The organism is Enterobacter sp. E14S (genome assembly GCF_055666685.1).
On record NZ_JBVODQ010000003.1, the window covers coordinates 183,165 to 196,886 of the forward strand.

At 57.3% G+C, this 13,722-nt stretch carries 10 protein-coding genes; 2 read left to right on the plus strand and 8 right to left on the minus strand.

Annotated elements, in window-relative coordinates; genetic code table 11:
- Positions 1-40: 40 nt before the first annotated feature.
- Entirely contained in the window at positions 41-1,231 is a 1,191-nt protein-coding gene (gene aspC, locus ACZ6J2_RS09085) for an aspartate transaminase (RefSeq protein ID WP_033145106.1), read from the plus strand.
- Positions 1,232-1,280: 49 nt separating this feature from the next.
- Here aspC and ACZ6J2_RS09090 read toward each other — a convergent pair whose 3' ends face one another.
- The 7 genes from ACZ6J2_RS09090 to cmoM form a co-directional block, all read right to left on the minus strand.
- Positions 1,281-1,928 carry an MBL fold metallo-hydrolase gene (locus ACZ6J2_RS09090; protein ID WP_023311009.1) on the minus strand — a complete coding sequence of 216 codons (648 nt, stop codon included), beginning with the start codon at positions 1,926-1,928 and terminating at the stop codon, positions 1,281-1,283.
- 20 nt (positions 1,929-1,948) lie between these two features.
- Complete coding sequence (locus ACZ6J2_RS09095) at positions 1,949-2,500, minus strand: peptidoglycan L,D-endopeptidase MepK (protein ID WP_032639289.1); 552 nt, start codon at positions 2,498-2,500, stop codon at positions 1,949-1,951.
- 174 nt (positions 2,501-2,674) lie between these two features.
- Positions 2,675-4,498 (minus strand): L,D-transpeptidase, encoded by a 1,824-nt coding sequence (gene ldtD / locus ACZ6J2_RS09100; protein WP_471725489.1) that lies wholly within the window; start codon positions 4,496-4,498, stop codon positions 2,675-2,677.
- 176 nt (positions 4,499-4,674) lie between these two features.
- Positions 4,675-9,126 (minus strand): chromosome partition protein MukB, encoded by a 4,452-nt coding sequence (gene mukB / locus ACZ6J2_RS09105; RefSeq protein ID WP_471725491.1) that lies wholly within the window; start codon positions 9,124-9,126, stop codon positions 4,675-4,677.
- Positions 9,126-9,830 (minus strand): chromosome partition protein MukE, encoded by a 705-nt coding sequence (gene mukE / locus ACZ6J2_RS09110; protein WP_008499954.1) that lies wholly within the window; start codon positions 9,828-9,830, stop codon positions 9,126-9,128. Before mukE ends, mukB begins: the two co-directional genes overlap by 1 nt.
- Positions 9,811-11,133 (minus strand): chromosome partition protein MukF, encoded by a 1,323-nt coding sequence (gene mukF, locus ACZ6J2_RS09115; RefSeq protein WP_023311005.1) that lies wholly within the window; start codon positions 11,131-11,133, stop codon positions 9,811-9,813. Before mukF ends, mukE begins: the two co-directional genes overlap by 20 nt.
- 3 nt (positions 11,134-11,136) lie before the next feature.
- Entirely contained in the window at positions 11,137-11,916 is a 780-nt protein-coding gene (gene cmoM, locus ACZ6J2_RS09120; protein WP_116340942.1) for a tRNA uridine 5-oxyacetic acid(34) methyltransferase CmoM, read from the minus strand.
- Between the two features lie 124 nt (positions 11,917-12,040).
- On the opposite strand from cmoM, the gene elyC reads away from it, so the two are divergent.
- Positions 12,041-12,820, plus strand: a complete 780-nt coding sequence (gene elyC, locus ACZ6J2_RS09125; RefSeq protein WP_471725493.1) for an envelope biogenesis factor ElyC — start codon at positions 12,041-12,043, stop codon at positions 12,818-12,820.
- Here the strand turns inward: elyC and ACZ6J2_RS09130 are convergent.
- Entirely contained in the window at positions 12,797-13,690 is an 894-nt protein-coding gene (locus ACZ6J2_RS09130) for a YcbJ family phosphotransferase (RefSeq protein WP_116340946.1), read from the minus strand. The genes elyC and ACZ6J2_RS09130 overlap by 24 nt on opposite strands.
- Between the last annotated feature and the right edge of the window lie 32 nt (positions 13,691-13,722).

Genomic DNA, 13,722 nt, shown 5'->3' on the forward strand with positions numbered 1-13,722 from the left:
ATAGCGGATTTCACTTCTGTAATCACAATGGAACTTCGTCATGTTTGAGAACATTACCGCCGCTCCTGCCGACCCTATTCTGGGCCTGGCCGATCTGTTTCGTGCCGACGACCGCCCTGGCAAAATCAACCTGGGTATTGGTGTATATAAAGATGAAACCGGCAAAACTCCGGTACTGACCAGCGTTAAGAAAGCTGAGCAATATCTGCTGGAAAACGAAACCACCAAAAACTACCTCGGTATTGATGGTATCCCTGAGTTTGGTCGCTGCACCCAGGAGCTGCTGTTCGGTAAAGGCAGCGCAATTGTGAGTGACAAACGTGCCCGTACAGCACAGACCCCGGGCGGTACCGGTGCGCTGCGCGTGGCGGCGGATTTCCTTGCGAAAAACACCTCTGTTAAGCGCGTATGGGTGAGCAACCCAAGCTGGCCGAATCACAAGAGTGTGTTTAACTCTGCGGGTCTGGAAGTGCGTGAATATGCATACTACGATGCGGCAAACCACTCTCTCGACTTTGACGGCCTGCTGGCGAGCCTGAGCGAAGCGCAGGCCGGTGACGTGGTGCTGTTCCACGGCTGCTGCCATAACCCAACCGGGATCGACCCGACGCTTGAGCAGTGGCAACACCTGGCGAAGCTGTCCGTTGAAAAAGGCTGGCTGCCGCTGTTTGACTTTGCCTACCAGGGCTTCGCCCGTGGTCTGGAAGAAGATGCCGAAGGCCTGCGCGCGTTCGCAGCCGTGCATCAGGAGCTGATTGTCGCAAGCTCGTATTCCAAGAACTTCGGTCTGTACAATGAGCGCGTGGGTGCCTGTACGCTGGTTGCCGCTAACGAAGAGACCGTCGATCGCGCGTTCAGCCAGATGAAATCGGTTATCCGCGCTAACTACTCTAACCCACCGGCACACGGTGCGTCTGTTGTTGCCACTATCCTGAGCAACGATGCGCTGCGCGCCATCTGGGAACAGGAGCTGAATGATATGCGTCAGCGTATTCAGCGCATGCGCCTGCTGTTTGTGAACACCCTGGCTGAGAAAGGCGCGGACCGCGACTTCAGCTTTATCATCAAACAGAACGGCATGTTCTCGTTCAGCGGCCTGACCAAAGAGCAGGTTCTGCGTCTGCGTGAAGAGTTTGGCGTGTACGCCGTGGCCTCTGGCCGCGTGAACGTTGCTGGCATGACACCTGACAACATGGCGCCACTGTGCGAAGCGATTGTCGCCGTACTGTAATTTGCGCCCATAAAAAAGCCTGCGTCATGCAGGCTTTTTTTTATTCTGGTTACCAGACAGGCATCTCATCCTGAAGGAACGGATTATGGAGCCGTTCGTAGCCCAGCGTCGACATCGGACCGTGTCCAGGGATAAACGTGACGTCATCACCCAGCGGCAATAACTTTTGTTTAATTGACTGAATCAGCTGCCCGTGATCGCCGCGCGGAAAATCGCTGCGTCCTACGCCACCCTTGAAGATCACATCGCCGGAAATCAGCAGACGGGACTGGTCATCAAAGAAGACGATATGGCCTGGCGTATGCCCAGGACAATGCAACACCTGTAAAGTCACATTCCCTACGTTAACGCGCTCTCCTTCGTTCAGCCAGCGATCGGGCGTCAGGGGCTGACACTCATCAAGGCCAAACATGCGGCTTTGGGCGGGTAAACCCTGCAGCCAGAACTCATCTTCTTTTTCCGGGCCGATCACCGGCACACCGTAGTGTTCAGCCAGTTCAGCCGCAGCACCTACATGGTCAAGATGACCATGAGTGAGCAAAATCTGCATCAGCGTGACGCCGCTTGCTGCGACTTCCTGCTTGATTTTCTCAGCGTCACCGCCGGGATCGACAAGCGCGGCCAGTTTAGTCTGTTCGCACCAGATCAATGAACAATTCTGGGAGAACGCGGTAACCGGAATAATACGATAGTTCATACTGCTCCTGTGTTTCGTTATTACCAGTGCCGAACCGGACCGGTATCAATATGCACAAAGTTGCTGCTGGGGTAATATCCTACACCACCTGCGCGCATAGATAACGCGGCTTTGCGAATATTGGCTAACGAAACGCCTTCAATATGGAAATCCATTGCCTGTCCCTTCGTGTGATAGCTTTTTTTGGCTACCCCGCGACTGTGGGCGCGCAGTTCATTATTGGTATCAATCGAGCGATAGCCAGAGATGAGCTGCACCGGCTTGCTGGTGCCCAGCAGGCCCTGAAGGCGGAAAAGCTGATCAAACAGTCCTGGATCGATGGCTTTTATTTTATTCGCGCGGAAATCACGGAAAAAATGGTTAAGTCTTGCTAATTCATCCTGAATATAGCCTCTGCCATCGAAAAACTCCGCTTTTAGCGACTCACCGGTATGCAGGTTGTTGAGCGTTAAAACTCGCGGACGAGGTGTCGAGAGGGTGGCAAATGCTGGCGTCGGCAGGATGGCCGCTGCGCCAAGCGCAACGCCACCTAACGCCAGCAGTTTGCGGCGATTAGCGTCAAATTTGTCCATGATAATCAGGTCTACAGGTAAAAGAAATCGTAATATGCTTAGCGCACGAAGGGCACCTTAACTGGCAAAACCAGGTACGTCAAGGCGCCCAACCCCAGTGAATACGCGGCTTACAGCGATATTGCCCCCTATTCACCCTAACTTACGACAATCATTTTTCCCGAACTGCTTCATTTACCTGATTAATTGTTCCGCTTTTGGCAAAATTTGTGCGCCGGATCGCGCGGTGAGATCATAATTGTAAATATCTGTACGATACTGGGTACGCCCGTCCTCACCCACAAATGCCGTCAGATAGTAAAGATTGACAGGAATATTGTGGCGAATATTAACGTAACGCGTATCCCCCTGCTTCAGGGCATCCGAGATACGCGTGTCGTTCCAGCCCGCATCCTGCAACAGCATATTGGCCAGCTCCGAGGCTTTGTTCACGCGCACGCAGCCAGAACTCAGCGCGCGCGTGTCTTTCTGGAACAGGTTGTGGTTCGGCGTATCGTGCAGGTAGATAGCTTCTGAACTCGGCATATTGAATTTGTAGCGCCCTAAAGAGTTATGCGCTCCGGGAGCCTGCTGGAAGCGGAACGGCAGATTCGACGCTGTGATCGTCGACCAGTCGACCATATAAGGATCGATGGCCTCTTTACTGTTCCATCCACGCATTACCGTATAGCCATGACGTTCCAGATAGCCCGGATCGTTCCAGACCTTCGGAAGAATGTCTTTACGCGCCAGCGTCGGCGGCACGTTCCACGGCGGGTTAACCACCACGTTATTCAGCGCGCTGCTCATCATCGGTGTTTTACGATCCGGACGCCCGACAATCACGCGCGACGCCAGTTTTTCGCTACCATCCTGATAATAGACCAGGGAATACGCCGGGATGTTTACCATAATTCCGGTAGAGAGCGTTCCCGGCAGCAAGCGCAAACGCTGGATATTGAGCGCCAGCACCCCTGCCCGCTGCGCAGGCGATACGTTCAGCCAGTCGCGCGTCGTCTGGCCAATGACGCCATCGGCCCCCAGCCCCTGAGCGGCCTGGAATTGTTTAACGGCCGCAACCAGCTCGCGATCGTAAGCCGCAGGTTTGTTGCTCAGGGCAACGGCTTTCTTCTCTTTAACTGGCGCTGACGGGCTGACGGCGGCGTTTTGTGGATCGTCACCCGGGAGAACTATCTTTGGCCCGCCGTCAAGAAGACCGGAGCGCGTCAGGATCTCGCGCAGGGCGGGCACATCGCTGCTCCACTGCCCCGGACGCAGCGTCGCGGTACCGCGCATTTGGGGCCATGGACGCGTGTCTCCCACTAGCGCGAGGAGCGACTGGTGCAGAGTGGCATAGTGTGGATGCGCCGGTGCCAGGCTGGCAATAAAGCGCGGCAGTTCGCCATTGTCCAGCGCGAGCTGCCACTGGTTAATCACCGACAGCGCCGGCGTCGCCAGCTTGTACGGCTTATCGCTGTACAGCCAGCGGTTGCCATTGACCGGAATACCCGCCACGAACTGCAGGTAGCCCATCATGGCATCGGAAAGCACCACATCACGCGCCTGCCCGGTGACGGCAGGATCGGTTAACAGCTCAACCCACTTTGTAAACTGCGGCTGAAACCCTGCAATCGCAACCTCTGCCAGCTGCTGCTGGAAGGCGCGCACGGCATCGCGATTTTCCCACATCGGTTTCATATCGCGGGCGGCATAGAGGAGCGTGAGCTGATTGATATAGACAGGCGTATAGCCTGACGGCAGCACCGACTGCAGCTGCTGACTGAGCGATTCTGCGTCGATGCCTTCCGGCAGCGGTTTAATACCGGCCATGATAGCCGTCGCCGGAGACTGCTCCAGCGGCTGGGACAACGACGTTGGCTGAGCGCCTGTCGTTGCCGAGCTGTCAGTCGGCACAATTTCAGGCTCGTCGGCCTGGGCGGTTAACAGCGGAGCAAACATCACTGCCAGGCATAAACTCAGCGCAGACAGCTGACGACCACATTCTTTCTTTAGCAACATCCCTTGCCCCCTGTTTTCACGACATGCCCATCACGTGGGGCTTTCTTTCATTATAGGTAGACGGCTAAGCTGTTGCCTTACCTTATGTAAAGAAGTTTAAAGATAACGCAGCCCCAAGCACAAGTTAAGTTTAAAAAAAAGCGGCGCCAGTGCGCCGCTTCGGGTCAGAAGACGCTTCAGGAAGCGTCCGCCGTGGTTTCCGGCAACGACTCCGGCGGCTGCGGCGCAAAGCCACGCAGCCCCACAACGTGAACGTGTTCGCTGTTCTGGAACACCTTACGCACCAGTTTGTAGGTGGTGCCCTTCTCGGGGCTGATGTTCTCCGGCGCCGCGATAATGAGCTGCATATCGAGACGTTCGCAAAGCTCGAACAGCGTGGCAATCGAGCGGGCATCAAGTCGCGCCGCCTCATCCAGGAACAGCAGTCGGCATGGGGAGATGTCTTTGCCGCGCAGGCGGCGCGCTTCGTCTTCCCAGCTCTGTACGACCATCACCAGAATTGACATGCCGGTACCGATCGCTTCACCGGTAGAGAGCGCCCCGGATTCCGCACGCAGCCAGCCATCTGAGCCACGGTTTACCTCGACTTCCATTTCCAGATAGTTACGGTAGTCCAGCAGCTCTTCACCGATGGTTTGCGGCGTACGTTGCCCCATATCAATCTGCGGGTTCAGGCGCTGATACAGCTTCGCCAGCGCTTCGGAGAAGGTCAGACGGTTGCTGTTGAACAGATCCTGATGCTGCTCGTGCTGCTCTGAGAGCACTTCCAGCAGCGTCGCGTGGGCTTCACGCACGTTGACGTTGAGGCGCACGCTATTCACCTGGCCAAACGACACGCTCTGCAGGCCCTGGTTCAGCTGGCGGATACGGTTCTGCTCGCGCTGAATGGTTTTACGAATGATGTTCGCCACGCTGCGGGAGCTGATCGCCAGCTTCTGCTCGCGGGAGGTCAGCTCCTCCGTCAGGCGGCCCAGCTCGATTTCCATCTGTTCGATGGCTTCGACCGGATCGTCGGTACGGATGATGTCCTGACGAATACGCTCGCGCAGGTGCTGGTAAACCGCCACGAAGAACTGGATTTTACGTTCCGGACGTTTCGGATCCTCCGACATGCGCAGCACGTCGCGCAGGTGTTCGTTATCCGCCACCGCCAGACGCAGCGCACCCAACGCCTTATCCGACATGGAGCGCAGCTCATCGGCAGAGAGATACGCCAGCTCGCGGCGGTGCAGACGACGCTCAACGTTATTGTCTTTCACCATGCGCATCACCGCGCACCAGCCCGCCTTCGCGGTCACGACCTGCTCGCGCATTTCGTGATAGTCGCGTTCCAGCTTGCGCAGGCGACGGGTCAGGTTATCCATTTCGGCTTCGCAGAAGGTCAGCGCTTTTTCCAGCTGATTGCGACGCGCGCGGTTATTGCTGAGCTGCGAATGCAGCTCGTCACGACGAATACGCGCGCGCTCTTCTGCCCCGCTGTCGGCACGCACGCCGATGTCCTGAAGCTCTTTCTGCAGATCGTTTAACAGCTCTTTCTTGGTATCGAAGGAGCTTTTCAGCGAGGCCAGCACCTGGTTGTACTGGTTCAGCTGAGCGGAGTGGCTGCGCATCGCTTCGCGGGCGCGAGTACGTTCCGCCTCCGCCTGCTCAAGGCGCTGACGCAGTTTTTCGTTCAGATCGCTGTTACCGCTCAGCATTTCAGCCGAATCGGAGTAGCCAAAGTGGGCCCGACGCTGCACCACTTCCGTCAGGGCAAACGCCTGCTGACGCGCTTCGCGCTGCACCTGCTGCGACCAGGCATAATCTTCTTTTAACTGCTCGAACTGTTCCGGGTCGCTCTGCAGGACAGACACGACGGGCTCCAGCTTCGCCAGCTGATTGCCGTGCTGCTGAACGAAACGCGCGGCTTCCTGCGCTTCATCCAGACGCTCCTGGATCTCATCCACGCGGTCAGCCAGCTTGTCATCCGCCAGCAGATTCAGGCGCGGCAGAATGCGGTTAAGGGCAGCGACGCCCTCTTTCGCCTGTTCAAACTGAACGCGACTTTGCTGGTTATCGCTTTCATGGCTTGCAATCGCACGTTCCAGCTCGCCACGGCGGGTATTGAGCTTGCGGATTTCGGCTTCCGGATCCGCGTCAAACGCTACGGCGAGATGGCTGCCGATAAAGCGGCTGAACGACTGGTGCAAACGCTGGGTTTTCTGCACGTCAAACGACAGGGTCGCAAAACGTTCAGACAGCGTTTCACGCTCGGCGTGCAGGCTCTCGATGCGGCTTTCGCGCGCGGCGCGGCCAAACAGCGGCAGCTCCGGGAAGCGGGAATAACGCCACTGGCGGTCGGCAATTTTCACCACCACCGCTTTTTCCAGCTCGTCGACGCTGAATACGCTGTCATCGAACGACTGCGGATCCCCTTCGATCAGGTAGAGATCTTCCGGGCAATCTTCCAGGCCGGCAAGCTGCTCAGAAATCAGCGACAGATCCGGGACCACAATCGCGTTGCGGGATGGACCGTACAGCGCGGAGAAGTACGGCGCATCGTCCAGGCCAACGTCGTCATAAATCTCGGACAGCAGCACGCCGCCAAAACGCTCGGCTAATGCATTCAGGCGCGGATCTTCTGACCCGCCCGGCTGGCTTAAGCGCTCAATTTCTTCATCGACGTCGCGCTTGCGGGCGCCCACTTCGTCACGCTCAACGATGGCTTCACGCTCGCGCTCCAGCAGCTGCTGCAGGTATTCGGTCACCTGCTGGCTGGATTCAAACTCCTCGCCACACTGTTCGCTGAGCTGGTTCAGGCTGCTTTGCGCTGCCAGCCAGACCGGCGCACGCTCCAGGAGCGTCTTCGAACGGGACTGAATCTGCTCCAGCTCCTGACGCAGGGTCATACGCTGTTCGCTGGCGTTTGATACGGTGTCGGACAGGGCCGCAATACGCGCTTCCAGCTCCTGATGCAGGGCCTCAAGCTCGTCGAAATCGTAATTTTTTCCCTGACGCTTGCAGAATTCCGCCAGCAGACGCTCGGCTTCCTGCTGCTCGCGCAGGCGCTGCTCCAGCTCGTTCAGACGCATACGCAGCGGCTGGACCTGCTCGGCCAGATGGCGCTGGTTCACACCGTCGCGCAGCAGTTCACGGGCAACGTTCCAGGCTTCGCTACGCGCCAGCGGGCCGTTAATCGCGACCACCAGCTGATAAGCCTGCTCAAACTGGCTGTGCGCCGTTTGCGCGACGCTCATTTTCTGTTCGAGGGAGAGCAGTTTCTCGGTGGCTTCCTGCTCTTTGGCCTGGAAGGTATCCAGCCACTCGTCGGCGCTGTCCGGCGTCAGGTCAGGCAGATGGCACAGCTCTTTTGCACGCTGTAATGCCTGCAGTGCCTGGGTGTACTGAATCGCACGCGTCTGCTGCACGTCAAGCGCCTGCTGGTAATCGGCAAGCTGGCTTTTCAGCTCATCCACTTCCAGCTCGGCCGCTTCGGCGCGGGCTTCGTTCTCTTCCTGCATGTCGGCGGCTTCAGCCACCACTTCATTCTGCTCTTCGAGACGAATCTGCAGCTCATCGAGATCCGCTTCATAGCGCTCGATTTTTTCCTGCTGACGCAGCGCAGTCTGCACCAGGTTCAGGTGATCGCTGGCGGCCTGATAGTCGGCTTCCAGGTCGCCTTCAGCACCGTTGTGCTCGCCCAGCTCGCGCGCCATTTCAACGTGCTTGTACTGCTCGGCCACCAGCTGTTTGCGGGAAGTAAACAGCTCGCGACGGTATTCTAATGCCTGATCGAGATGCACGCGGCGCTCGTTGGCGTGGCGCATGTAGTCCGCCGCCACGTAGTTGGTGGCTTCGCTGATCAGGTGTTTAAACAGGTCGCGGTCAGACTGGGTCACGCGAATCGCTTCCAGCGTCATGCGGTTTTCGCGCAGCGCCGCTTCCATGTCCTGGAAGGCCTTACGCACGCCGCTGTTTTCCGGCAGCAGGTAGTCGCGCAGGGAGCGGGTAATCGCGCTGGAGATACCGCCGTAAAGGGAGGCTTCGATCAGGCGGTAGTATTTGCTACGGTCTGATGCGGTGCGCAGACGACGCGCCACCACGCCCAGATCGAACATCAGCGAGTGGTAGTCGGTAATGGAGTTGAACTGCTTGAACTGCACGCCTTCGATGGCTTCGAGCTTGTCCTTCAGCTCCTGCAGCGTCAGCACGCGCGCCTGGCGTTCGTTCAGGGTTTCCGTCAGCAGCGCCGTCGGCTGCACGGAGGTCGGCAAGCCCTGAATCGCAAACGGCTTGATATCCACTTTACGGTCACGACCGGCGACCTGCTGCAGGCGCACGCCCACCACCACGCGCTGATGACGGGAGTTGATGACGTCCAGAACCGAATAACAGACGCCGGCCTTCAGCTTACCGTGCAAACCTTTATCACGGGAGCCGCTTGTTGCCCCCGCTTCGGTGGTGTTACGGAAGTGAAGCAGCGTCAGGTCAGGGATCAGCGCCGTGACAAAGGCCGCCATGGTAGTGGATTTACCCGCACCGTTACCGCCTGAGAGCGTCGTGACCAGCTCATCCAGATCGAACGTTCGGGCAAAGAAGCCGTTCCAGTTAATCAGCGTCAGTGAGCGAAATTTACCGCGTTCAATCATTACTCTTCCTCCCCGCTATCCGGCAGATTCTCTTCATGCTCATCATTGAGCTGCAAATGGTTTTCCACCGGCATCGCTTCACCGTCGCGGATCATGCGAAGCTGCGCTTCACGCGCGTCATCGCCCGCACGCACGTCGGCGCCGAAGCGGAAGACAGATTCCGTAATGCGGAATTTGCTGCTGTCGTGGCCCATAAACCAGACCATCCCCAGACGGCGCAGACGGTTCAGGGAAGAGCGAACCTTTTCCTGTAATTTCTGACGGTCAAGATCCGACCCCGTCGAGCGGTTGTTCACCAGCTTGAGCAGCTTGCTTTCATCTGCCAGCGTCAACAGCTCGTCGTAAAGTTCCTGCTGGGTGAAGATCCCTTCATTCGCCAGACGTTCCGGGCTGAGGTAGAGGTAGCAAAGAATTTTGCCGACCATCATATCCAGCTCGGAGAGCACGGAACGCGGAATCAGCGTCGTGGAGCGCGGACGCAGGTAGAAAAAACCTTCCGGCGCGCGGATAAGCTCCACGTTGTAGCGCGCGTAAAACTCTTCCAGGTACTCCTGGAAGTCCATCAAAAAGGCGTGATTATCCAGCTCGTCTAATCCAATGTGACGACCGGCACGCAGCTGGCTGTCCAGCGCCGGAAATAACGGATTCGCCAGCGCCTGTGCCAGCTTAACTGGCATCACTTGTTCAATATTTGTCAATGACATGCGCCTGTACCTTGGCTCCGTAATCGTTGATTGGCTGCCACTTCGGCGGCAGGCCGGTGAAATCTGCTTGCGCGACGCCCAGGCGCACCGCCTGGTCTACCACAATGCGGGCAATGTCAAAGTGGCGCGCGCGTGGATATTGCGCCAGATAGTCGCGCACCACGAGCCCAAGATCCAGCGGCACTTGTCTGGTTTTGTAGACAGCGAGCTGTTCTTCGATCATCGCCGCAAGCTGCTCGCGAATTTCGTTAAATTCTTCGTATTCCAGATCCGGCGGCAGTTCACCGGTCACCTCTTCATCGCGCAGCGCCATCTCTTCGTCGCGCATATCCAGCAGACGATCGGCATTGGCGTAGGTCAGCGCCCACGGCGCATCGAAATAGGTCTGCACCGACTGACGCAGACGCTGAGCAAAGACGCGGTTTTTATCCATATCAATCGCGGTACGGATAAATTTATGCACGTGTCGGTCGTAGCCGATCCACAGGTCGATCGACTGCTGGCCCCAGCTAATAATGCGGTCGAGTTTGCTTTGCAGGTCGAAGACCAGGCGGTCGATAAAATGCAGATCGTCGTGCGCCAGGGTCGCATCCTGGATGCGCAGCAGGTTGGCCTGCAGCTTATCCCCTGCGGCTTCCAGCGTATCCTGGAGTTCGCGCAGCGTGCCGGAGGTTTCTGACAGCAGAAGTTCACAGCTGGAGATGGCCGCTCGCCAGTCTTTATTAAGTAGCTGCGCGATATCGTCTTTCACCTGCTGCTGCTGTTCGTCCATCAGGCGCTGGGTGAGATCGATACTGTCGAAAATCTCGGCCACCGAATATTTCAGCGGCGCGTAGACGTTACGGTGCCAGTGGAATTCGTCACCGTTTTCATCTGCGGCATCGGCGGCGCGCTTAAGCTCACCCGCCACGATCGAGAGCTGCATGGAAAGACGCAGCGTAGAAAATTCACGCTGGCGGATGTAGTAATCGGTGATGCCGATGCCCAGCGGCGTCAGGCGATAGATGGCGTTTCCTTCCGCCTGCTCGCTGGTAAAGCGGTTCAGCAGACGTTGACGCACCATATCGTTGATCGCGTTGTTGGCACGCACGCTAATGGTTTCGCTGGTTTGCTCAAACGCATCACTGACGTGGCGGAACGCATCCACCAGTTCACCCTCGCTCATTTCACCGTCCAGCCGTTCGCCGTTCAGCGTGGCAACCGCCAGCAGGAAAGAGAGTCTGTCTACCGGCAGCGAGATGGAGAAATCGTTTTTCCTGGCCCAGGCAACCAGTTCGGGGACTGTCTGGGAAAATTCACTCATAGGTTATCCTTGCATCTGCGGCTTGTGCGCGGTGACGTGAATATAGCGGCCAAGGCTGACAAAAGGCTCCTGGCGACAATACCGCGTTTCTAATTCTGTTAAGGTGTCAAAACAGTCACGCTGTTTGTGTTTTTCACGCAGATAATCATGAAACACCCTGACGCCCGTCTTCCCGACGATCTGCCAGCCAATCTCTTCCAGCCAGCCGTAAACCTGCTGCGGATCGCGCGGATAGTCCGGGGAAAGCGTGCGTTTTTTCTTTTTAGGCATCCCGACCTGCACATAGTCGAAGTTTCCTGCCACCATATTGTGCATCAGGAAGCCGTTAGCATTGTAGAACATCAGCGACAGCGTGCCGCCCGGGCGTAACATCGACCACAGGGTTTGTAACACGCTTAGCGGATCGGCAACCCACTCCAGCACCGCATGAAACAATATCAGATCAACCTGGGTTTCCAAATGCTGTGCGATGTCCTGAGCGGCGCATTGTATAAAATGCATGTTGTCGCTCACACCTTTCTCTTCTGCGGCACGCGTCGCGCGGGCGACCATTTCAGCAGAAAGATCGCAAAGCGTGACGTGATGACCGAGCCCGGCCATTTTTATCGCCGTCTGCCCTTCACCGCCTCCGGCGTCAAGCACGCGCAACGTTTGCCCGCCAAAGGTAGCCAGAATGGTGTCCAGATCCTGCCAGAGGATCGTCTGACGGAGCTGCCCTTTCGTGGTGCCATAAATGTTGCGCGAAAACTTTTCCGCGATGTCATCAAAATTGCGATCCCGCATTGGGAGAGTTCCACTCGCTAACTGCAAAACCGCTATTTTGTCACACCCGCGCGGAGAATGAACCTCTCTGGTGTAATATCACGGGTAATCACCTGCTATATGGTCAAAAAAGGAACCAAAAAGGATGCTTTTTACCCTTAAGAAATACGTTGGAGGGATGATGCTTCCCCTTCCGCTGCTGCTCATCATCATTGCGCTGGGGCTGGCGCTGGTGTGGTTTAGTCGCTTTCAGAAAAGTGGCAAAACGCTTATCACGTTCGGCTGGCTTGTCCTGCTGCTGCTGAGCCTGCAACCGGTGGCGGATGGCCTGTTACGTCCTATCGAAGCTAAGTACCCGACATGGCAGGGAAACCAGAAAGTTGAATACATCGTGGTGCTGGGCGGCGGATATACATGGGATCCTGACTGGGCCCCCAGCTCGAACCTGATTAACAACAGCCTGCCGCGGCTAAACGAGGGCATTCGCCTCTGGCTGGCGAATCCGGGATCAAAAATGATCTTCACCGGCGCGGCGGCAAAAACGAACCCGGTGAGTACGGCGGAAGCGGGTGCCCGCGTCGCGGAATCGCTCGGCGTCCCGCGTTCCTCGATTATCACCCTGGACAGCCCAAAGGATACCGAGGAAGAGGCCGCTGCGGTGAAGCAGGCGATTGGCGATGTCCCGTTCTTACTGGTGACCTCCGCCTCACACCTGCCACGCGCGATGATTTTCTTCCAGAAGCAAGGCCTGCACCCGCTTCCCGCGCCGGCAAACCAGATGGCCATCGATGCGCCGCTCAATCCGTGGGAACGGGCGATCCCATCCCCGGCCTGGCTGATGCATAGCGATCGCGTCGGTTATGAGACGCTCGGACGCCTCTGGCAGTGGCTGAAAGGATCGTCAGGCGAGCCAGGGCAAGAGTGACCTCGCCGCAAGATCGAAGTTGGCGCGATTGAAACGTCCGGTGTTGACCAGTTGCGCGACTTCGTCCCAGAGCAGGTAAAGCCAGCGCCGCCAGAGAAACGCTTCTGCAACGGGCGCGCGTTGAAGGTAGTGCCACAGTAACCCTTCCGCCGCCCCGCTGTCGCTGAGCCTGAACAGCTCATATTCGCGCGGAGCCCAGAGCATGATCCCCGGCCCCAACATTGCCAGAAGCTGATCGCTGCGGGAGTCCTTTAGCATGCTGCGCAGAGTAAAATTGCCGTGGATCAGAACGCAGTTGTCATTAAATCCTTCGAAAAGCGCCGGTAAGCACTCGCGGGTGCGAAACAGAATACGTTTGTCCTGCATGGTTAAACCGGTATTGTTGAACTGGTTAAGCGTTCCCCACAGCACTTCGACCCGCTGGCGATACCACAGCGGCCACAGGTTTTCCTGAGTGCTGTCGACCGGACCGACAAGCCCGCGGCTATCCTGACGGTGCCAGGCCAACAGCGCCTCGACAATCTGGTCTTTTAACTGCTCCCAGCGTTCCGGCGTGCGCGCGGGCGCTTCAACGGGTACGCCGCGTAAACGCTCAATCAGCAGCACGTCCGGGCCGGGATGTTCCTCGTGGGTCATCACGCCGTACACCGTCGGCATACGGACGGTTCCCTCCCGCGCCAGCATCGACATTTTCCATGCCAGCTGCCTGGCAACGCCCGGCGAGGTGAAACTTCTGGCCATCAGCGGCATTGGGTTGCCCTGACTGTCATACAACGACCAAAGCGCGGTATCGGCCTTTTCACTCACGCATTCGACCCGGCTTAATTTCTCACCCAGCAGATGGCTAAGTTCGGCACGCAGCTGTTCCATATGAGATTACCCCCATTAAGACTACTGCTTTT